Here is a 19,081-nt window from a genome sequence, read left to right as displayed (position 1 = left end):
CGCCTCGGGGCGCGGCCCCCGCCCGGCGCGCCGCGCCGCGGCCGCCCCCGCGCCCCCCCCCCCCCCCCCCCCCCCCCCCCCCCCCCCCCCCCCCCCCCCCCCCCCCCCCCCCCCCAGCCAGTCGGCGGCGGCCAGCGCGACGACGTCCGGCGCACGGATCAGGGCGTGGTCGCCCGGGACGGCGTAGAGCGACGCGCCGGGCCGGCCGGTCAGCACGGTGGCGAGCTCCTCCGGGCGGCCGAAGGCGTCCCGCTCCCCCTGCACGACGCCCAGCGGGACCTCGACGGCGGTCAGCTCGCCGGCCCGGCTGCGCTCCGGCCGGCCCGGCGGGTGCAGCGGGAAGGCCAAGCACAGCACGCCGTCCGCCCCCAGCGCGGCCGCCGTCCGGCAGGCCACCCGGGCCCCCGCGCTGCGGCCGCCGAGCACCAGCGGGCCGGTCAGCCGGCCGTCGTCCCGGAGTGCGCCGAGCACCGCCGTCCAGCCCTCGTCGAGGCGGGGCGGCGCCGGCGCGATCCGCTTGCCGGCCACCCGCCAGGGCTGGTCGACGCCCAGCACCCGCCAGCCGGCTGCCGCGGCGTCGGCGGTGACGGCGGCCAGGTCGGCCGACCCGATGCCCCCGCCGGCCCCGTGGCCGAGGACCAGCGTGCCGACGGCGGCGCCCGCCGGCTCGGTGGCGGTGACCCGGGCCGGACCCAGCGGGGTGTCGACCTCGCTCATGCAGGGAGCGCGAGGAGCGCGTCGACCGCGCCGGCCAGGTCCCCGGCGACGAGCGCGGCGGGGTCGTAGACGGCCGGGTAGGCGCGTTCGGCGCGCGGGAACCAGGCGGCGGTCAGGCCCGCCCGCAGCGCGCCGTGGACGTCCCAGCCGTGCGCGGCGACCAGCGCCAGGCGCGCCGGCTCCACGTCGCAGACCCCGGCGGCCCACAGGTACACCTCGCGGGCGGGCTTCCAGGCGCGGATCAGCTCGCTGGACAGCGACCGCTCGACGAGCGGACCGATCCCGCCGCGCTCCAGCCCGGCCTCGGCGACGCCGGGCGAGCCGTGGGTCAGCGTCACCACCCGGACGCCCGCCTCCACCAGCCGGCGCAGTGCGGGCTCGACGTCCGGGTGCGGGGCGAGCTCGAGGAAGGCGCCGACGACCTGCGCCCGCTCGGCCTCGCCGAGGTCGGTCTCCTGCGCCAGGGCGGCGTCGAAGGCGTCGCGGAACCGGCACCAGGTGCCGGCGGTGGCGGCCGCGAACCCGGTGAGCAGCGTGCGCGAGAACACCGTGGGCAGCAGCTCGGCCGGCTGTCCCAGCTCGACCAGCGCGGCCCGCACGGGGCCCAGGTCGAGCAGCGTCTCGTTGACGTCGAGGGCGACGACCTCCGGGCGCCGCGCGGTCATGCCGACCGGCTCTCGTCGGTGCCGGCGCGGGGGGCCTGGCGGTGGTGGCGGACGTCCTTGGCCCGCTTGTAGACCAGGTAGCCGATGCCCAGGGCGAAGGCGGCGACGACGGCGTAGTCCAGGTACTTGAGGTTGGCCTGCACGAAGTCGCCGGCCGCCACGCCCAGGCCGATGAGCACGCTGTTCCAGATCAGGCTGCCGGCCGCGGAGAAGAGCAGGAACTGCCCGAACGGCATGCGCACGACGCCGGCGGGGACGGAGATGAAGCTGCGCACGATCGGCACCATGCGGCCGAAGAAGACCGCCGAGCGCCCGTGCCGCTCGAACCAGGCGAAGGTCTTGTCGACGTCCGCGGTCTCCACCAGCGGCAACCGGTCCAGGAAGGCGTGCGAACGGCGCGGACCGAGGGCCCGGCCGACGTAGTAGAAGAAGACCGCGCCCAGGACCGACCCGAGGGTGGCGAACAGCACCACCGGGACGACGGCCATCCGGCCGTCGTTGATCAGCACCCCGGCCAGCCCGAGCACCGCCTCGCTGGGGATGGGCGGGATGACCGTCTCCAGCAGGATCGACAGGCCGACCCCCACGGCGCCGAGCCGCTCGACCATGTCGAGCAGGAAGCCGGTGATGCCGCCCTCGTCGGAGGAGGCGGCGGCGAGGATCGACATGCGCCCCACGGTAACGGCGCGCTCCGGGCGGCACCGGGCAGCGGCGGAGGTAGGTTCGCCACCCATGCGCCAGCGCTTCACCGCCCGGGCCGTCGTCGTCGGGGACCGCGCGGGCACGGTGGTGCCCGACGCCGTGGTCGACGTCGAGGACGGCGTGATCACCCGGGTCGGCCCAGCTGCCGACGCGCCCGACGCCGGGGACGCCGAGCGGGTCGCCGTCCCCGGGGTGCTCCTGCCGGGGCTGGTGAACACCCACTCGCACGCGCCGATGGTGCTGTTCCGCGGGCAGGCCGAGGGGCTGCCGCTGGAGCGCTGGCTGCGCGAGGTGATCTGGCCGCGGGAGGCGCGGCTCACGCCCGAGGACGTCGAGGTGGCGATGACCGCGGCATCGGCGGAGATGCTGCGCGGTGGGGTCACCACGAGCGTCGAGATGTACTTCTCGCCGGAGCGGATCGCCGCCGCGGTCGGACGCACCGGCGCCCGAGCGGTCGTCGCCACCCCGCTGCTGCCGCTGCCCGGGATGCCGCCGCTGGCCGAGCAGCTGGCCGGCGCCGTCGCGCTGGCGACATCCGCTCCCACCGACGGCGCCGTCGAGTACGGCCTCGGCCCGCACGCTGCCTACACGCTCCCCCTGCCGGTGCTGCGCGACGCCGCGGCCGCGGCGCGGGAGCACGGCCTGCTGCTGCACCTGCACGTCGCCGAGACCGCCGGCGAGGGCGCCGGCCTGCTGGCCACGCACGGGCTGTCGGTGCCGGCGCTGCTGGCCGCGCACGACGTCCTGGGCGGGCGGGTGCTGGCGGCGCACTGCGTGCACGTCGACGACGGCGACCTGGAGCTGTGGCGGGAGCACGACGTCGCGGTCGCGCACTGCCCGGCCAGCAACGCCAAGCTCGCCAGCGGGATCGCGCCGGTGCGGGCCATGCTCGACCGCGGCATCCGCGTGGGGCTGGGCACCGACGGGCCGGCGTCCAACGACGGCCTGGACCTGCTGGCCGACGTCCGGCTGGCCGCCGGGCTGGCCCGGCTGCGTGAGGGCTCGGCGACCGCGCTGACCGCCGCCGAGGCGTTCTGGCTGGCGACCGGCGCCGCGGCCGGCGCGATCGGCCGCCCGGACCTCGGCTGCCTCGCCGTCGGCCGGCGGGCGGACCTGGTGCACGTCGACACCCGCGACCTCGGCTTCGAGCCGGTGCTCAGCCTGCCGGACCTGCTCACCCACCTGGTCTGGTCGGGCACCTCGCGGCTGGTGCGCGACACCTGGGTCGGCGGGCGGCAGGTGGTGCGCGACGGCGTCTGCACGACGGTGGACGCCGAGGAGCTGCGGACCGAGGTCGCCGACCGGGCGAGACGCCTCGCGGCCTGAGGTCCCAGGTGCCTTGCGCGCCCGAAAGGCACCTGGGGACGGTGCGGCGGAAGGGCTCAGCTCAGGTCGGGGACGGCCCTGGGCCGTGGTGCGCCCCGGAGGGGCGCAGGGAGATCGTCTCGCCCCGGGTGACGGCGCGGACCTCGCCCGGCGCGCGGCGGGCGGCCACCTCGCGGACGAAGTCGCCCAGCGGTGAGGCGAACCGGTCGTAGTCGTCGTAGTGCACCGGCACGGTCACCGGCGGCTTGAGCAGCTCGACCAGGTCCGCCCCCTGCCGGCCGTCCATCGTGACGGTGAAGCCGAGCGCCTTGGTGCCGCCGAGGTGCGGGATGACGACGTCCAGCGGCCCGCAGCGCTCCAGCACCTCGCCGAGCTCCGGGCGGAAGACGGTGTCGCCGCTGATGTAGCCCCGCCAGCTCACCTCACCGTCCCGCACCAGTTCGAGCACGCTGCCCATCACCGGCGGCAGCAGCTTGGCGATCGGCTGGGGGCCGTGGACCCCCGGCACCGAGGTGATCCGCAGCGTCGCGCCGTCCCGGTCGAGCTGGTGCCGCTGCCAGGGCCGGAGGTCGACGGTCTCCCGGAAGCCGCGGCGGCCGAGGGCCTGGGCGGCCGCCTGCGTCGTCACGACGGGGGTGTCGCGGTCGAGGGTACGGGTGGCGATCCGGTCCCAGTGGTCGGCGTGCAGGTGTGACAGCAGGATCGAGTCCAGCGACGGCAGCTCGGTCGGTTGCAGCGCGGGTTCGGTCAGGCGCTTGGTCCACAGCCCCTTGCCGAGGTAGGCGCGCTGCCCGCGGCGCAGGAAGTTCGGGTCGGTGAGCAGGGTGAAGGGGCCGAGCCGCAGCAGCGTGGTGGCGTTCCCGCCGAAGGTCAGCGTGACGTCGTCGGCGGGGGACGACGGGGACGGTGGTGGGGACGCAGCCATGCCCGCGTCTACCCCGGTCACCCGGCGGCCACGCGGCGCGGCGGGTCAGCCCTCGGCGGGCTCCCAGCCGTGGTCGATGCAGGCCCGGAGGACGTTGGCGCCCGCCTCGACGACCGCGGCGTAGTCGAGGTCCTCCTCGCGCGTGTCGCGGAACCGCTCGACGGGGTCGGCCAGCGGGGTCCCGTCGGACTGCTCGAGCAGGCGGCTCATCCGGGCGGTGACCTCGGCGCGCTGGTCGGCGGGGCTCCCGGCGTCCATCCAGGCGGCCTGCACGTCGCACGCCTCGGTGGACGCCCGGTCCAACCCGCTGCCCCCGCAGGCGGCGAGGGTCAGGACGGCCGCCGGGACGACCCAGGTCCGGCTCCGTCGCATCCCGCGAGGCTAGGACCCGGGCCGGTGGTCGGAGGACCCCACCCCACCCGGCGCGGTCGGCGGCGGCGTCGTCCCCGGCTGGTAGACAGGGGCGGTGGCTGCCTCCCGCGACGTGGACGCGTCCTTCCTCGCCCTCCCGCTCTCCGCGCTGACCGACGCCGCCCTCACCCGGGCCGTCGACCTCGGCTGCGAGCACGCAGACATCCGGGTGGAGCGGATCCGCACCCAGTCGATCAGCCTGCGCGACGCCCGGCTGGAGTCCCTGGCCGACGGCGAGGACCTCGGCCTGGCCGTGCGCGTGGTCCACGAGGGCACGTGGGGGTTCGCCGCGGGCGTCGTCCTCACCGCGGCTGAGGCCGTCCGGCTGGCAGAGGAGGCGGTCGCCGTCGCGCAGGTGTCTGCGGCGGTGAACAGCGACCGCGTCGAGCTCGCTCCCGAGCCGGTGTACCCCGACGCGGTCTGGGTGTCCGACTACGACGTCGACCCGTTCGAGGTCCCCGACGCGGAGAAGACCGGGCTGCTCACCGAGCTGTCCGAGCAGCTGCTGGCCGCCGACGGCGTCGAGCACGTGCAGACCGTCTGCCAGTCGGTCAAGGAGCAGAAGTACTACGCCGACACCGCCGGCACCCGCACCCGCCAGCAGCGGGTGCGCGTCCACCCCGACCTCACCGCGCTCACCGTCGACCGCGGCACCGGCGCCTTCGAGAGCATGCGCACCATCGCGCCGCCCGCAGGCCGCGGCTGGGAGTACCTGACCGGCACCGGCTGGGACTGGCGCGCCGAGATCGCCGAGATCCCCGAGCTGCTGCGGGAGAAGACCAAGGCGCCGTCGGTGCAGGCCGGCCGCTACGACCTGGTCGTCGACCCGTCGAACCTGTGGCTGACCATCCACGAGTCGATCGGGCACGCCACCGAGCTGGACCGGGCGCTGGGGTACGAGGCCGCCTACGCCGGCACCTCGTTCGCCACCGTCGACGGGCTGGGCACCCTCCGGTACGGCTCGGCGATCATGAACGTCACCGGTGACCGCACCGCCCGGCACGGGCTGTCCACGGTCGGGTGGGACGACGAGGGCGTCGCCGGACAGCAGTGGGACATCGTCAGGGACGGCGTCCTGGTCGGCTACCAGGTCGACCGGAACACCGCGCGGCTCGGCGGCATGGCCCGCTCCAACGGCTGCGCCTTCGCCGACTCTCCGCAGCACACGCCGGTGCAGCGGATGGCCAACGTCTCGCTGCAGCCGGCGCCCGATGGCCCGTCCACCGACGAGGTCATCGCGGGGGTCGAGCGCGGCATCTACGTCGTCGGCGACAAGAGCTGGTCGATCGACATGCAGCGCTACAACTTCCAGTTCACCGGCCAGCGCTTCTACCGGATCGAGGGCGGCCGGCTCGCCGGCCAGCTCCGCGACGTGGCCTACCAGGCGACGACGACGGAGTTCTGGGGCTCGATGCGCGTCGTCGGCGGCCCGCAGACGTACCTGCTCGGCGGCGCGTTCAACTGCGGCAAGGCCCAGCCCGGGCAGGTCGCCCCGGTGAGCCACGGCTGCCCGGTCGCCCTGTTCGAGGACGTCAACATCCTGAACACGGCGCAGGAGGCCGGGAGATGAGCGGTACGAGCGCCAGCGAGCGAGGAGCGGGACGATGAGTTGGTCGCGGCCGCAGGACGTCGTCGAGAAGGCGCTCGCCGCCTCCACCGCCGACGGGCAGGTCGCCTTCGTGGTGGAGAGCTCGGAGGCCAACCTCCGCTGGGCGAACAACAGCCTGACCACGAACGGGTCGATGCGCTCCCGCCGGGTCGTCGTGATCTCGTTCCTCGACGGTGGCGCCGGGATGGCGGCCGGCACGGTGGCCCGCACCGGCAGCCCGGACGTCGAGGAGCTGGTGGCCGCCAGCGAGCAGGCCGCCCGCGACGCCGGACCGGCCGAGGACGCCGTCCCGCTGGTCAGCGAGGCCCCGCCCGGCGCCGGCGACTGGGATGCCGATGCCGCGGAGACCTCGATCGGCGTCTTCCGCGACTTCGCCCCGGCGCTCGGGGAGGCCTTCGGTGGCGCGCGCGACCGCGGCGAACTGCTGTTCGGGTACGCCGAGCACGGCATGGCCACCACCTACCTCGGGACGTCCACCGGGCTGCGGCTGCGGCACGACCAGCCCAGCGGCCGCGTGGAGCTCAACGGCAAGAGCGGCGACATGAGCCGCTCGGTGTGGGCGGGTGTCGGTACCCGCGACTTCCTCGACGTGTCGGTGGCCGACCTGGTCGGCGACGTGCAGCGCAAGCTCGGCTGGTCGCAGCGCCGGGTCGACCTGCCCGCCGGGCGCCATGAGACGCTGCTGCCGCCCTCGGCGGTCAGCGACCTGATGATCTACGCCCACTGGACCATGGAGGCCCGCGACGCCGACGAGGGCCGCAACGTCTACGCGAAGCCCGGCGGCGGCAACCGGATCGGCGAGCGGCTGGCCGCGCTGCCGCTGACGCTGCGCAGCGACCCCTTCGAGCCGGGCCTGGAGGCCTGCCCGTTCCAGGTGGTGAGCGGCTCGTCCGGGTCGGCCTCGGTGTTCGACAACGGCATGGCGACGCCGGCCGTCGAGTGGATCTCCGGCGGCGTGCTCACCAACCTGATCCGGCCGCGCGCGTGGGCGCTGAAGACCACCGCGCCGGCCACCGCCACCGTCGACAACCTGGTCCTCGAGCTGCCGGGCGCCACGGAGTCGCTGGACGAGATGGTCGCCGCCACCGACCGCGGCCTGCTGCTCACCACGCTCTGGTACATCCGCGAGGTCGACCCGCAGACGCTGCTGCTCACCGGGCTCACCCGCGACGGCGTCTTCCTCGTCGAGGGCGGGGAGGTGACCGGCGCGGTGAACAACTTCCGGTTCAACGAGTCGCCGGTCGACCTGCTCGGCCGCATCACCCAGGCCGGCCGCACCGAACGGACCCTGCCCCGCGAGTGGAACGACTGGTTCACGCGCGCCGCCATGCCGGCCGTACGGGTGCCGGACTTCAACATGAGCTCGGTGTCGCCCGCCAGCTGAGGAAGGACCCCGTCCTCCCCACCCTTCGCAGGCTCAGGGCGGGCCCGGGACGAGGCCGGGCGTCCCGGGACCCGAACACGTGGGGCGGTTGTGACCGGTGGGGGTGGGGCGACCGGTCCGTCACAGTCGTCGCGCATGGCGCCATGACGTTGCGCGTACGTCCGCCTACCGTCTGTGCTGCGGAGTGAGCGACCTTCGGCTTCACCACTCCGCGCGCACGCCGAAACGTGCACCGGGTGGACAGCTCGTCCGCCCGGCCACAGACGGGCTCCGGCGCAGCCGGAACGGTGAGGGGAAGGTCCCGTGACGAGGACTCAGAAGCCGTCGGTCTTCCAGGTCGGCAGGGTGTGGAACGACGGGCACACCGTCGTGGTGTCCGGCTGGGGCCTGGGCCTGTGCGTCTCGGCGTGCGCCTGTCACCGCCACCCGACCACCGGCACCCTGGCCGTCGCCGAGGACCAGACCGAGGGCCTGATCGGTCTGGCGAGCTACCGCGACGGCGGCTGCGACTGCTGCGAGCCGTGGACCGCCGACGAGCTCGGCGCCATCGTGCGGGACCTGGGGATGGTCGCCAGCCTCGACGCCCCGGAGCCCCTCGCCGGCTGAGAGAGGGCCACCCTTCCCCCCACGCCTCGCATGCTCGGCGCGGGCCCCTGAAGGGTGGCCGTTCCAGCACGTCACCAGCCTCGGGCGGAGCCGCCGGCACACGCCGCGGTTCCGCCGAGGCATCGCCCGGGTAGGGCGCCTCCATGCTGGGACGAGCTGCTCTCCGAGGCGCCTTCGCCGGCCTGGCCGGCACTGCAGCGATGACGCTGGCCGAGAAGGCCGAGCAGTCGGTCACGCACCGGCCGAACTCTTACGTGCCCGGGCGCACCCTCACGGCGCTGACCACGGGCCGACGGCTGCCCGGATCCGCGCGCCCGCCGGTGCGCAACCACCTCATGCACTGGGGCACCGGCGCGCTCGTCGGTGCCCTGCGCGGCGTGTGGTCGGCCAGCGGGCTGCGCGGCTGGCGCGCGTCGGCCTGGCACACGTCGGTGCGGCTGGCCACCGACCAGACCCTGGAGAACGCCACCGGCGTCGGGGCACCCCCGTGGACCTGGTCGCGCCGCGACCAGGTCGTCGACATCGGCGGCAAGGCCGTCTACTCCTTCGTGACCGGCGCGGTGGCTGACCGGCTGGTCCCCCTCGCGCCCGACCGCCTGCCCGCTGGCTCCGCCCCGCCGCGCCCGCGGTAGCGCACACCCCCGACAGGACGGCGGTCCTGCCGGGACGCGCGGGTCCCGCGGGACGGGTGTGACGGATGAGTCGCCCGCCCTCGTCCCGGACCCGCGCGCCGAACCCTACCCCTTGACGTTGCGCCCTTACCGTGCGTGTTCACGCGCTCGGAACACCGTCCACTTCCCAGGACGGGGCGCGGCGAGAGGGGGCCGGTCATGGGCCGCAACCGGACGACGAGCCGACGCTGGTCGCGGGCCACGCTGGCCGTCGCCGCCGCGGTCACCGTGCTGATGGCCCCGGCCACCGCCGGCGCCACCCCCACGACCGCGGACGAGGCCGCGCGGCTGGTCGCCGAGGCCGGCCGTGAGCTGGCCACCCTCGACGAGCAACTCCACGAGGCCCAGCTGGCCGTCGCCACCCAGCAGCAGGCCGCGGCAGCTGCCGCGGCGACCGCCGCCGAGGCCGAGGCGGTCCTCGCCGGCTACGCGCCACGGCTGGCCGCCATCGCGCAGACCGCGGGCACCTCGCAGTCCCGGATGGCCGCCTTCCTCACCTCCGAGTCCGCGGCCGACGTGGTCCAGCAGATGACCACCCTGGACCTCATCGCCGCCCACACCGAGGGGCTGCTCGCCGAGGTCTCGGTGGCCCAGCGCGCGGCTGACCAGGCCCGTGCCGACGCCGACGCCGCCGCGGCGCAGGCCACCGCAGCCCTCGCGGAGCTGGAGCGCCAGCGGGCCGAGGTGGAGGCGCGGCAGGAGCAGTACGAGAGCGACTACGCGGCCCTCTCGGCGGCCGAGCAGGCCGCCGTCCGCACCGCCGTCGCCGGGCCGGCGCTCACCGCGGACGCCGACGCGGTCGTGGCCGCCGCCCCGAGCGGCGACGTCGCGGCCGTGCTCGCGGCCGCCCTGGCGCAGGTCGGCGACCCCTACGTCTGGGGCGGCACCGGCCCCGACGGCTTCGACTGCTCCGGGCTGACCGGCTTCGCCTACGCCGCCGCCGGCGTCTCGCTGCCGCACTCCAGCCGCGCCCAGGCGGGGATGGGCGTCGCCGTGTCGCGCAGCGAGCTCATGCCCGGTGACCTCGTCTTCTTCTACTCCCCGATCAGCCACGTCGGCATCTACATCGGCGGCGGCAAGATGGTGCACGCCCGCACGCACGGCGTCCCCGTCGCGGTGACCAGCGTGGACATGGGCGGCTACGTGGGCGCCCGCCGCGTCCTCTGACGACCGGCCGCTCCCGCGGGACCCTGCAGGGGGGGCCGGCTCCTGCGCCGCGGGGGAGCCGTAGCCTCGCGGACCGTGACCCGGGCTGCAGAGTCCCCGCCCACCCTGCGTCCCGACGCGATCGGCTTCGGCGGCGCCCTCGTGGTCGGCTTGGCCGCGACCTCGCCCGCCTACTCGCTGGCCGCGGTGATCGGGCCGCTCGTGGCGCTGGTGGGCGTGCACGCGCCCGGCGTCCTGCTGGCCTCGTTCGTGCCGATGCTGCTCGTCGCGGGCGCGTTCGCCGCGCTCAACCGGGACGACCCCGACTGCGGGACGACGTTCTCCTGGGTCACCCGGGCGATGGGCCCGTGGGCCGGCTGGATCGGCGGCTGGGCGATCGCGATGACCGGCGTCCTCGTGATCGGGTCGCTCGCCGAGGTCGGCGTCCGCTTTTCCCTGCTCGCGGCCGGGCTGGACGGCTGGGAGTCCTCGACGCCCGTCGTCCTGGGCCTCAGCGTGCTGGTGATCGTGCTCATGGCCGCGCTGTGCGTGCTGGGCACCGAGCTGTCCGCGCGGGTGCAGAACGGGCTGATCGCCGCGCAGACGGCGGCGCTGGCGGTCTTCACCGTCGTCGCGCTCGTCCGCGGGCTCGGGGGCGACAGCCCGTTCGGCGGGCTGGACCCCGCGTGGTCCTGGCTGGACCCGTTCGGCGCCGGCGGCGCGGCGCTCACCGGGGGGCTGCTGCTCGGCGTCTTCGCCTACTGGGGCTGGGAGTCCGCGGTCAACCTCACCGAGGAGACGCGGGACAGCCGTACCGCCCCCGGCCGGGCCGGCGTGCTGGCGACCGTCGTCCTGGTGCTCACCTACCTCGGTGTCGCGGTCGCCGTCGTCTCCTTCGCCGGGACGGGGTACCTGGCGGAGAACGCCGACGAGGAGGAGGCGGTGTTCGCGCTGCTGTCCGAGCAGGTGCTCGGCGGCTGGGACTGGGTGGTGCTGCTCGCCGTCGCCACCTCGGCCATCGCCTCCACGCAGACGACGATCATCCCGGCGTCCCGGACCGGGCTGTCGATGGCCCGGCGGGCGGCGCTGCCGGCGCGGTTCGGGTCGATCTCACCGCGCCACCGGACGCCGGACGTCTCCACCTGGTGGGTCGCCGGCGTGGCCGTGGTCTGGTACCTCGGCGTCAGCGCGGTGTCGGAGAACGCGCTGTTCGACTCGATCACCGCGCTCTCGCTGCTCATCGCGCTCTACTACGCGCTCACCGGCATCGCCTGCGCGGTCTGGTTCCGGCGGCGGCTGACCCGGAGCCTGCGCGACCTGCTGCTGCTGGGCGTCGGCCCGCTCGTCGGCGCCGGGCTGCTGCTCTGGCTGCTCGCGCTGTCGGTCCGGGACCTGGCCGACCCCGCCAACAGCTACACCGGCGCGGCCTGGCTGGGGCTCGGGCCGCCGCTGGTGATCGGCGTGGGGATCATGGTCGCCGGCGTCGTCCTCATGCTGCTGTGGCGCTGGCGGGACGCGCGGTTCTGGGCCGAGCGGGCAGGCGTCGCCGAGTAGTCAGTAGGGACGGCGACCTTCCCGGCCCTCCTGCAGGGTCCCGCCGCGAGCCTGCGAGCGGTGGGGGGTAGGAGGGTCCTTCCGGGCGTAGCGGTTCCGGCCGTCCAGGTCGTCGAAGGCCCGCTGCGCCGCGGGCTCGGCGGCCAGGGCGGCGGCGAGGTCCTCGGGCACCGTGGCGGTGGCCGGGCCCGCGTAGGCCCGTTCCCAGCGGCCGTCGGCCCGGGCGGCCTCGACCGCGGCCAGCCCGGCCGGGCGCATCCGGCCGGCGGCGGTGAGCGCCTCGACCGCGGCCACGTTCTTCTGCGACCACACGCTGCGCGGCCGGCGCGGGGTGATCCGCTGGAGGTAGGAGGTGTCGTCCAGGCGCTGCGACCGCCCGTCGATCCAACTGAAGCACAGCCCCGACTCGACCAGCTCGGCGTACGTCACCGAGGGAACGCCGGATCCCTTCTTGGCCAGCCGCACGTACAGCCCGGGTGCGGTCGCGTGCTCGGTCTCGAGCCACTCCTCCAGCGCCGCCCGGTCGGCGAAGGTCAGCACGGGGAGGTCGGTCGGCACGGTCACGGCGGCCATCCTGACGGCGGCCGGCGCGATGCGGAAGGCTTCCACCTCGCTCCATGGCGCCTGATTCGCGCCATCGTTGACCGGTTGAGCTGCAGTTTCCTCTTGCACCGCTCCTTTGTCGAACATACGATCGAACGCGTGAAGGATGGGGCGGGCGCCGGCACGCGGGGTTGGTCCGCGCCCGGGGTGGGCTGGGCGGCCGGGCCGCTGGGTGCGGTGCAGGCCGCGGCGCGGGAGATGTCCCGGCAGGCGGCGCTGCGCGCGCGGGCGGTGGCGGCGTTCGCCGCGTCCCGGCCGGCGTCCACCGACCGTCAGCAGGGTGAGCGCGGGGCGATGAGCGCGGAGCGGTGGGCGGTGCGGCCGGAGGTGCTGCGTCCGGTGAGCGAGTGGGCGGCCCAGGAGCTGTCGATCGCGCTGGACATCACCGTGCAGAAGGCGGAGGCGGAACTGGCGCGGTCGCTGACCCTGGTGGGCCGGCTGCCCCGGGTGCTGGATGCGCTGGAGGGCGGGCTGCTGCACCCGGATCACCTGTGGTCGCTGATCGAGCACGTGGCGCCGATCGCTGACGACGCCACCCGCGCCCGGGTGGAGGCCGAGCTGCTGGCCTGGATGGCCGCGCGGGGGCGGGTGACCACCCCGGCCGCGCTGGGCGACCGGGTGCGCCGGGTGGTCGCGCGACACAACGCCCGCGACGCCGCCCGCGACCTGGCCCGGGCGCTGCGGGCGCGGGGGATCACGGTGCGCCCGGAGCGCAGCGCGGGACTGTCGGCGCTGACGGTGGTGTGCGCCACGCCGGAGGCGCAGGCGCTGTACCGGGCCCTGTCGGCCCATGTGGACGCCCTCGAGCCAGAGCCAGGGGATGCCCGCAGCCGCGGAGAGAAGCTGGTGGACTGTCTGCTGGATCTGGTGCTGCGGCCCGGGGAGTCCGAGCGGCCGCCGGTGCAGGCGCTGCTGACCATCGTGGCCTCGGTGCACACCGCGCTGGGCGGGGACGCCCTGGGGGAGGTGGACGGCGTGGCGGTGCCGGCGGAGATGGCCCGCCAACTGGCCCGCGCCTTCGCCGGCCTGGACCCGGTCCCGGTCGCCGCCGACGAGGACGCCACCCATGAGACCGACACCCACGCCGCCGGCGACGTGGCACCCGCCGATGATCCCGCCGTCTTCGCCGTCTTCGCTGAGGTCAGGGAGGAGCCGGACGACTCCGTGGGCGGCCCGGTCGAGCGGGCCGCCGCCGAGCTCGGCGACGCCGATTTCGACCGGTGGCTCGATGAGCTGGTGCGCCAGGGCTTCGGCGACGACCCCGCGCCCGCGCCCGCTGATCCTGGCTGGTTCCCCGTTTCGCCACCCGAGTCAGCCGGGTGGGACCCCGACCCGTGGCCTGAACGTGAGGACACCGGCGGGTTCGGCGAGCCGGACGGATGGGACGCCGGCCCGTGGACCGACGCGTGCGCGTGGCTCGACGACCACGACCCCTCTCCGCCCGATCCCGGCGCCGAGCACCCGCCCGCCTCACCCGCGGCCACCCCCGGCTCGGGCTAGTGGGCGGCCGCGGACCGCGCCGTGGCGGACGCCGGGGCGGCGGCACGCCGCCGGGCTCGCCCTGGGCTCAGCGCAGCGGACGGTGCGCACCGCCCGGCGCGCCGACGCCGCCGACGAGGCGAGATGGCAGGCGAGCCCGGCCGGGCGGGTGAGCGCCGCCAGCGACGCAATCGCCGCCCTCGACGCCACGGGCGGCGGTGGGCTGGCCGACCGGCCGCGGATCGCGGTCACCGACGCGACCACCGGCGCCCTGCTCACCCTCACCGACCTGCCCGGGCTGCGCCGCGCCGGGCACTGCGGCCGGCCCGCGTGCCGGTGCCGCCCGCAGGCCTGCGGGCACGATCTGACCGGGCGTCCCGGCCTGGGCCCGCCCGGCCGCGCCGACGGCTACCGGCCGGACGCCGCGCTGGACCGGTTCGTGCGGGCCCGGGACCGGCACTGCCGGTTTCCCGGCTGCCGCCGCCGGGTTCCCCGGGCCGGCGAACTCGACCACGTCCGGCCCCACCCCGACGGGCCCACCGCCGCGGCCAACCTGGCCGGCTTCTGCACCACCAACCACCGCGGCAATCACCAGGCACCCGGCTGGGCCTACGCGCTGACCCCCGAGGGCACCCTGACCGTCACCACCCCCACCGGCCTGACCGCCGTCACCGAACCCCCGTACTACTGGCTCTCGGAGCGGCGCGGTGGCCGGGAGTCGACCGTGGAACGCGATGGGGAGCGCGACCCCGGTGCGGCAGCGACGACCCTGTGCTGTGCTGTCGCCCGTGGCCGAGAACTACATCGCCGAGTTGCCGTTCGGGTCCCCCAAGATCGACGACGAGGCCTTCGTCGCGCCGACGGCCGTCGTGGTCGGCGCCATCACCATGGGCCCGCGGTCGAGCATCTGGTACGGCGCTGTCGCGCGCGCCGACGCGGAGGTGATCGAGATCGGCGAGGGCTCCAACATCCAGGATGGCTGCACGCTGCACTCCGACCCCGGCTACCCGCTGGTCGTGGGTCGAGGCGTGACCGTCGGGCACCGTGTCGTCCTGCACGGCGCCCGCGTCGACGACGACGTCCTGGTCGGCATGGGCAGCGTCGTCATGAACGGTGCGCACATCGGCTCCGGGTCGATCGTGGCCGCCGGCGCGGTGGTGACCCAGGGCACGCAGGTGCCGCCGGGCTCGCTCGTCGCCGGCGTCCCCGCGAAGGTGATCCGGCAGGCGACCGACGACGACCTGCAGCACATCCGCGGCAACGCGGCCAGCTACACCGAGCGGCTCGACAGCGCCCGGAAGGTCCGTCCGGTGGTCCGCCGACCGCTGCCGCCGGCGGGGCAGACCCCCGGCGACGCGCCGGACTGACGCCGCACCCAGCAACTCCCGCGGGGGGCCGTGAACCGGACGGCTCGGCGCGGGCGCGCTGCTCGGCGTCGTGGTGCCATTCGGCGGCCGCGCCCGTGCGCACGTCCGGCGGCCGTTCCCGCGGCACCGGCCGGGCACGGTGAGGGCGACCTCGCCCGCAGCCGGGAGAGCTGCCTGGGAGAGGCTGCCGGGGTGCGCGCACTCGTGTTCGAGACCTTCGGTGGCCCGCTGACCGTGCGGGAGGTCCCCGACCCCGATCCGGCACCCGGCGGCGTCGTCGTCCGGGTGGACGCCAGCGGGGTCTGCCGCAGCGACTGGCACGCCTGGCAGGGACACGACCCGGACGTGGTCCTGCCGCACGTGCCCGGGCACGAGCTGGCCGGCACCGTCGCTGCGGTCGGTGCGGACGTGCGGCGCTGGCGGGCGGGTGATCGGGTGACCGTCCCGTTCGTCAACGCCTGTGGCCGCTGCACGCAGTGCGCGGCCGGGGAGCAGCAGGTGTGCACCCGGCAGACGCAGCCCGGCTTCACGCACTGGGGCTCGATGGCCGGCTACGTCGCCCTGGACGCCGCCGACGTCAACCTCGTCGCGCTGCCGGACGACCTCGGCGCGGTCACCGCCGCCAGCCTCGGCTGCCGCTTCACCACCGCCTTCCGGGCGGTGGTGCAGGTGGCGCGGGTGCGACCGGGGGAGTGGGTCGCGGTCCACGGCTGCGGCGGGGTGGGGCTCTCGGCGGTGCAGGTCGCGGTGGCCGCAGGCGCCCGGGTGGTCGCCGTCGACGTCTCCCCGGCGGCGCTGCGGCTGGCCGCCGACCTGGGTGCCGAGCACACGGTGGACGGCGGCGACGACGTCCCGGCCACGGTGGCCGAGCTGACCGGCGGGGGCGCGCACGTCTCCCTCGACGCCCTCGGCGCGGCGGTCACCTGCGAGAACTCGGTGCGCTGCCTCAGTCCGCGGGGCCGGCACGTGCAGGTCGGCCTGCTGCCGCCCGCGCAGGGCCGACCCGCCGTGCCGATGGACCTCGTCGTGGCCCGGGAACTGCAGGTGCTGGGCAGCCACGGCATGGCCGCCCACACCTATCCCGCGATGCTCGGCCTGATCGCCGCCGGCCGGCTGCGGCCGGAGGCGCTGGTCACCCGCGAGCTGCCCCTGGACGACGCCGGCGCCGCGCTGGCCGCGGTCGGCCGTGATCCGGGCATCGCGGTGGTCACCCGCTTCTGAGCGGTCAGGAGCCGGGGGCGCCGGTCGCGGTCGGCGCGGCGGTCGTCGGCACCGGCGCCGTCGTCCCCTCGTCCGCGGTCGTGGGCGCGGTGGACTCCGCGGGGACCTCCCCGGTCGTCTCCGCCGGAGGCGTGGGGGTGGGGGCGGACGTCCCCGGTGTCGTCGTCGGCGCAGGCGCCGTCGTGGTCGGCTCCGGGGTCCCGGTCGGGAGCAGCGGTGGGTCCGAGGGGGCCGGTGTCTGCACCGTCGACTCCTGCGCCGGCGTCGTCACGGCCGTCGGGTCCGGCGGGCGGACGTTGAGGTACAGCGCGTAGAGCCCGACGAACAACAGGGCCAGGACGACGGTCGAGGTGCGCGCGCGGCCGAGGTGGTGCGGCACCGAGGACCACCAGCGGCGCGGGGCGGCCGGCGGCGCGGTGCTCACCGTCACCTGCGGGGCCGTCTCGTCCGGGCCGTTGGTTCCCGGGGTGGTCACCGCGCACCGTCCGAGGACGGCGAGAGGTCGGCGGACGGTGCGGCCGCCGTGGGCGCCGGGACGTTGAGGCCCGCGCGGTGGAAGGCGAGGACGATCCGGGCGCGCAGGTCGCGGCCGACCTCGAACTGCTTGCCGGGCAGCGTGCGGGCCACCATGCGCACGTTCACCTGCTCCAGGTCGATCGTCTCCACCCCCATCACGCTGGGTGGGTCGAGCAGCAGCGGGCGCAGCCGCTGGTCGCGGAAGGCCTCGGCGCCCACCTCCCGGAGGATGTCGTTGACCCGGCTGACGTCCACCGTCGTCGGCACCGGGACGTCGACGACGGCGCGCGCCCAGTCGCGGGACAGGTTGGTGACCTTCACGATCTGCCCGTTCGGCAGCGTGATCACCTCACCGTTGACCGAGCGCAGCCGGGTGACGCGCAGCGTGACGTCCTCGATCGTCCCCTCGGCCGGTTCGACCCCGCCGACCACCTGGATCGAGACGACGTCCCCGAAGCCGTACTGCCGCTCGGTGATGATGAAGAAGCCGGCCAGCACGTCGCCGACGATCCGCTGCGCGCCGAAACCCAGCCCGACACCGAGCACGGTCGCCGGCGCCACCAGCCCGCCGATCGGTATGCCGGCCCGCTCCAGGACGGCGAACACGGCGATCGCGTAGATGAGGACGATCAGCGTCCAGGTGATCACCTGGGTCAGCGAGTGCCGGTGCTTGGCGGCCTCGGAGCGCACTAGGGCGTCGCCGCCGGTCGCGCGGGCGTCGATGCGGTCGGTGATCTTCTCGCCGACCCAGGCGACGAACCGGGCCAGCAGCACCGACCCCAGGACGAGCAGGGCGATCTCCAGCCCGCGCCCGGCGAGCCAGGTCAGCAGGGGGTCCAGTGCTTCCATCGGTGCCCAGCCTCCTCGGCGGACGTCGGCGACGCCAATCCCTGGTCAGCGCGGAGCGACGAACAGGGCCTGCGCCGAGCGGCCGATCCGGCCACGGGTGTCGTACAGGTCGGCGAAGCACTGCCCGGCGCCGGCCGGGCCGATCGTGGTGACGGCGTCGACGCCGAGCCACTCCCCGGCCGGCGGCCGGACCAGCGCCACGGTGAGGTCGACGTTGGCGAAGGTGGCCCGCTGCCAGTCCAGGACGGCGGAGATGCCGCTGGCGGCGTCGGTCATGACCAGCAGGTGCTGCAGCGGGCTCATCGGCTCGCCCTCGACCAGGGTGCATAGCGGACGGGTCCACGCGGCGGCCGGTCCGGGCGCGTTGAAGGAGCCGTGCGCGAACCGCCAGTCCAGCGCGCGGTGGTAGGCGACGTCGGTGGTGAAGAAGTCCGCCGTCTCCGGGCGGCTCTGCTCCGGCCCGGGCATCGGCACGGCGGCGTCCGGCGTCCCCTCGACCGCGGAGGTCCGCATCCGCCAGGCCGTCAGCCGCATCGACGGCCGCGCGGGGTGGGCGGGGGAGGAGCCGGTCGTCAGCACCGCCTCGACGAGCTCGATCCGCCGTCCGGGCCGCAGCACCCGGGCGCTGACCTGCACCGGCCCCACCGGCACCGGCGCCAGGATGTCGAAGGCCAGCCGCACGGTCTGCCCCTCCGGGATGTCGGTGACCCGCTCGGCCTCCCGCAGCAGCAGCGCCGCGACCGGGCCCGCGTGCTGCAGCCCCGAGTCCCACGGGCCGATGGTCAGCTCGGTGGCGACGAAGCCGTCGCCGTCGGGGACGTAGAGGGCGGTGGGCAGGCCTGCGGTCACGTCGGGAGTCTGCCGCCGCGGTCAGCCGCCGGAACGGCGGGTCTCCCAGACGGCGAACGCCGTCCACGCCCCGGCAGCGAGCGCGGCGGCGACCCACAGCCAGCGCAGCGAGGACCCGGTCGGGTTGGCCAGCACCAGCAGGACGGCGACGACGAGCGAGGCGCCGGCCAGCGGTGAGGTGCGCAACAGGGTGCCCAGGGTGTCGGGCCCGGGGACGGTGATGAACACCACCAGGGCGACCACGAGGAGGAAGGCGCAGAGAGCGGCCACGAAGCCCGCCGTCACGCCGTACTCGCCGGGCAGGCCGACGGCGCCCAGCCCGCCCAGGACCGCACCCACCACCAGCCCCACCAGCAGCCGCCGACGCCGGGCCGACCAGGGCGGACGCGGTTCGCTCACGGTTCGGTGCCCTCCCCCTGTCGCGGCGCCGCCGTCCCGGCCGGGCGGCACCTCGCCCCGGTGTGTGCCCGGCCCCCGGGGC

At 75.9% G+C, this 19,081-nt stretch carries 20 protein-coding genes; 10 read left to right on the top strand and 10 right to left on the bottom strand.

Features of this window, described 5'->3' with window-relative positions; genetic code table 11:
• The 3 genes from ACI78Z_RS15735 to ACI78Z_RS15725 form a co-directional block, all read right to left on the bottom strand.
• Positions 1-717, bottom strand: a 717-nt coding sequence (locus ACI78Z_RS15735) for an alpha/beta hydrolase family protein (protein WP_457037473.1), incomplete at its 3' end; no start/stop codon positions are given.
• Positions 714-1,382, bottom strand: coding sequence for an HAD family hydrolase (locus ACI78Z_RS15730; protein WP_457037472.1), 669 nt, complete (start codon positions 1,380-1,382; stop codon positions 714-716). The genes ACI78Z_RS15735 and ACI78Z_RS15730, both read right to left, overlap by 4 nt.
• Positions 1,379-2,050, bottom strand: coding sequence for a DedA family protein (locus ACI78Z_RS15725; RefSeq protein ID WP_457037471.1), 672 nt, complete (start codon positions 2,048-2,050; stop codon positions 1,379-1,381). The genes ACI78Z_RS15730 and ACI78Z_RS15725 overlap by 4 nt, the downstream gene beginning before the upstream one ends.
• Before the next feature lie 64 nt (positions 2,051-2,114).
• Here ACI78Z_RS15725 and ACI78Z_RS15720 point away from each other — a divergent pair, with 64 nt between their 5' ends.
• Positions 2,115-3,410 (top strand): amidohydrolase family protein, encoded by a 1,296-nt coding sequence (locus ACI78Z_RS15720; RefSeq protein ID WP_457037470.1) that lies wholly within the window; start codon positions 2,115-2,117, stop codon positions 3,408-3,410.
• A 61-nt stretch (positions 3,411-3,471) separates the two neighbouring features.
• On the opposite strand, the gene ACI78Z_RS15715 is transcribed toward ACI78Z_RS15720, so the two are convergent.
• Entirely contained in the window at positions 3,472-4,335 is an 864-nt protein-coding gene (locus ACI78Z_RS15715) for an MBL fold metallo-hydrolase (protein WP_457037469.1), read from the bottom strand.
• 45 nt (positions 4,336-4,380) lie between these two features.
• Positions 4,381-4,707, bottom strand: coding sequence for a hypothetical protein (locus tag ACI78Z_RS15710; protein ID WP_457037468.1), 327 nt, complete (start codon positions 4,705-4,707; stop codon positions 4,381-4,383).
• 94 nt (positions 4,708-4,801) lie between these two features.
• Between ACI78Z_RS15710 and ACI78Z_RS15705 the strand changes: the two genes are divergently transcribed.
• From ACI78Z_RS15705 to ACI78Z_RS15680, 6 genes are all read left to right on the top strand, one after another.
• A complete protein-coding gene (locus ACI78Z_RS15705; RefSeq protein WP_457037467.1) occupies positions 4,802-6,316 on the top strand; it encodes a TldD/PmbA family protein in 1,515 nt (504 codons plus the stop codon).
• Between the two features lie 34 nt (positions 6,317-6,350).
• Entirely contained in the window at positions 6,351-7,739 is a 1,389-nt protein-coding gene (locus ACI78Z_RS15700; protein WP_457037466.1) for a metallopeptidase TldD-related protein, read from the top strand.
• A gap of 303 nt (positions 7,740-8,042) precedes the next feature.
• Entirely contained in the window at positions 8,043-8,345 is a 303-nt protein-coding gene (locus ACI78Z_RS15695) for a hypothetical protein (RefSeq protein ID WP_457037465.1), read from the top strand.
• Positions 8,346-8,488: 143 nt separating this feature from the next.
• Positions 8,489-8,977 (top strand): hypothetical protein, encoded by a 489-nt coding sequence (locus ACI78Z_RS15690; protein WP_457037464.1) that lies wholly within the window; start codon positions 8,489-8,491, stop codon positions 8,975-8,977.
• A gap of 198 nt (positions 8,978-9,175) precedes the next feature.
• Positions 9,176-10,183: a C40 family peptidase gene (locus tag ACI78Z_RS15685; RefSeq protein WP_457037463.1), complete on the top strand. Its 1,008-nt coding sequence runs from the start codon at positions 9,176-9,178 to the stop codon at positions 10,181-10,183.
• Between the two features lie 75 nt (positions 10,184-10,258).
• Positions 10,259-11,716 carry an APC family permease gene (locus ACI78Z_RS15680; RefSeq protein ID WP_457037462.1) on the top strand — a complete coding sequence of 486 codons (1,458 nt, stop codon included), beginning with the start codon at positions 10,259-10,261 and terminating at the stop codon, positions 11,714-11,716.
• Here the strand turns inward: ACI78Z_RS15680 and ACI78Z_RS15675 are convergent, their stop codons facing one another.
• On the bottom strand, positions 11,717-12,289 hold the full coding sequence (locus tag ACI78Z_RS15675; RefSeq protein ID WP_457037475.1) for a YdeI/OmpD-associated family protein: 573 nt from the start codon (positions 12,287-12,289) through the stop codon (positions 11,717-11,719). It abuts the gene before it with no gap.
• A 129-nt stretch (positions 12,290-12,418) separates the two neighbouring features.
• Here ACI78Z_RS15675 and ACI78Z_RS15670 point away from each other — a divergent pair, with 129 nt between their 5' ends.
• From ACI78Z_RS15670 to ACI78Z_RS15660, 3 genes are all read left to right on the top strand, one after another.
• Positions 12,419-13,819, top strand: a complete 1,401-nt coding sequence (locus ACI78Z_RS15670) for a DUF222 domain-containing protein (protein ID WP_457037461.1) — start codon at positions 12,419-12,421, stop codon at positions 13,817-13,819.
• Between the two features lie 767 nt (positions 13,820-14,586).
• Positions 14,587-15,165, top strand: a complete 579-nt coding sequence (locus ACI78Z_RS15665; RefSeq protein WP_457037460.1) for a gamma carbonic anhydrase family protein — start codon at positions 14,587-14,589, stop codon at positions 15,163-15,165.
• Positions 15,166-15,357: 192 nt separating this feature from the next.
• A complete protein-coding gene (locus tag ACI78Z_RS15660) occupies positions 15,358-16,386 on the top strand; it encodes a zinc-dependent alcohol dehydrogenase family protein (protein WP_457037459.1) in 1,029 nt (342 codons plus the stop codon).
• Positions 16,387-16,390: 4 nt separating this feature from the next.
• On the opposite strand, the gene ACI78Z_RS15655 is transcribed toward ACI78Z_RS15660, so the two are convergent.
• The 4 genes from ACI78Z_RS15655 to ACI78Z_RS15640 are packed head-to-tail and all read right to left on the bottom strand — an operon-like array spanning position 16,391 to position 18,999.
• On the bottom strand, positions 16,391-16,861 hold the full coding sequence (locus ACI78Z_RS15655; protein ID WP_457037458.1) for a hypothetical protein: 471 nt from the start codon (positions 16,859-16,861) through the stop codon (positions 16,391-16,393).
• A complete protein-coding gene (locus ACI78Z_RS15650; protein ID WP_457037457.1) occupies positions 16,858-17,751 on the bottom strand; it encodes a mechanosensitive ion channel family protein in 894 nt (297 codons plus the stop codon). The genes ACI78Z_RS15655 and ACI78Z_RS15650 overlap by 4 nt, the downstream gene beginning before the upstream one ends.
• A 45-nt stretch (positions 17,752-17,796) precedes the next feature.
• Positions 17,797-18,600 (bottom strand): thioesterase family protein, encoded by an 804-nt coding sequence (locus tag ACI78Z_RS15645; RefSeq protein ID WP_457037456.1) that lies wholly within the window; start codon positions 18,598-18,600, stop codon positions 17,797-17,799.
• A 21-nt stretch (positions 18,601-18,621) separates the two neighbouring features.
• On the bottom strand, positions 18,622-18,999 hold the full coding sequence (locus ACI78Z_RS15640; protein ID WP_457037455.1) for a hypothetical protein: 378 nt from the start codon (positions 18,997-18,999) through the stop codon (positions 18,622-18,624).
• Positions 19,000-19,081 lie beyond the last annotated feature (82 nt).

The organism is Geodermatophilus sp. SYSU D01176 (assembly GCF_054050015.1).
The sequence above is the reverse complement of the archived record's forward strand: the minus strand, read 5'-3'. Positions and strand labels throughout refer to the sequence as shown.

Bases quoted from the DNA above. Each gene is read 5' to 3' on its own strand.
- ACI78Z_RS15730 (WP_457037472.1), bottom strand. From the start codon at position 1,382: ATGACCGCGCGGCGCCCGGAGGTCGTCGCCCTCGACGTCAACGAGACG.
- ACI78Z_RS15725 (WP_457037471.1), bottom strand. From the start codon at position 2,050: ATGTCGATCCTCGCCGCCGCCTCCTCCGACGAGGGCGGCATCACCGGC.
- ACI78Z_RS15720 (WP_457037470.1), top strand. From the start codon at position 2,115: ATGCGCCAGCGCTTCACCGCCCGGGCCGTCGTCGTCGGGGACCGCGCG.
- ACI78Z_RS15715 (WP_457037469.1), bottom strand. From the start codon at position 4,335: ATGGCTGCGTCCCCACCACCGTCCCCGTCGTCCCCCGCCGACGACGTC.
- ACI78Z_RS15710 (WP_457037468.1), bottom strand. From the start codon at position 4,707: ATGCGACGGAGCCGGACCTGGGTCGTCCCGGCGGCCGTCCTGACCCTC.
- ACI78Z_RS15700 (WP_457037466.1), top strand. From the start codon at position 6,351: ATGAGTTGGTCGCGGCCGCAGGACGTCGTCGAGAAGGCGCTCGCCGCC.
- ACI78Z_RS15690 (WP_457037464.1), top strand. From the start codon at position 8,489: ATGCTGGGACGAGCTGCTCTCCGAGGCGCCTTCGCCGGCCTGGCCGGC.
- ACI78Z_RS15685 (WP_457037463.1), top strand. From the start codon at position 9,176: ATGGGCCGCAACCGGACGACGAGCCGACGCTGGTCGCGGGCCACGCTG.
- ACI78Z_RS15675 (WP_457037475.1), bottom strand. From the start codon at position 12,289: ATGGCCGCCGTGACCGTGCCGACCGACCTCCCCGTGCTGACCTTCGCC.
- ACI78Z_RS15650 (WP_457037457.1), bottom strand. From the start codon at position 17,751: ATGGAAGCACTGGACCCCCTGCTGACCTGGCTCGCCGGGCGCGGGCTG.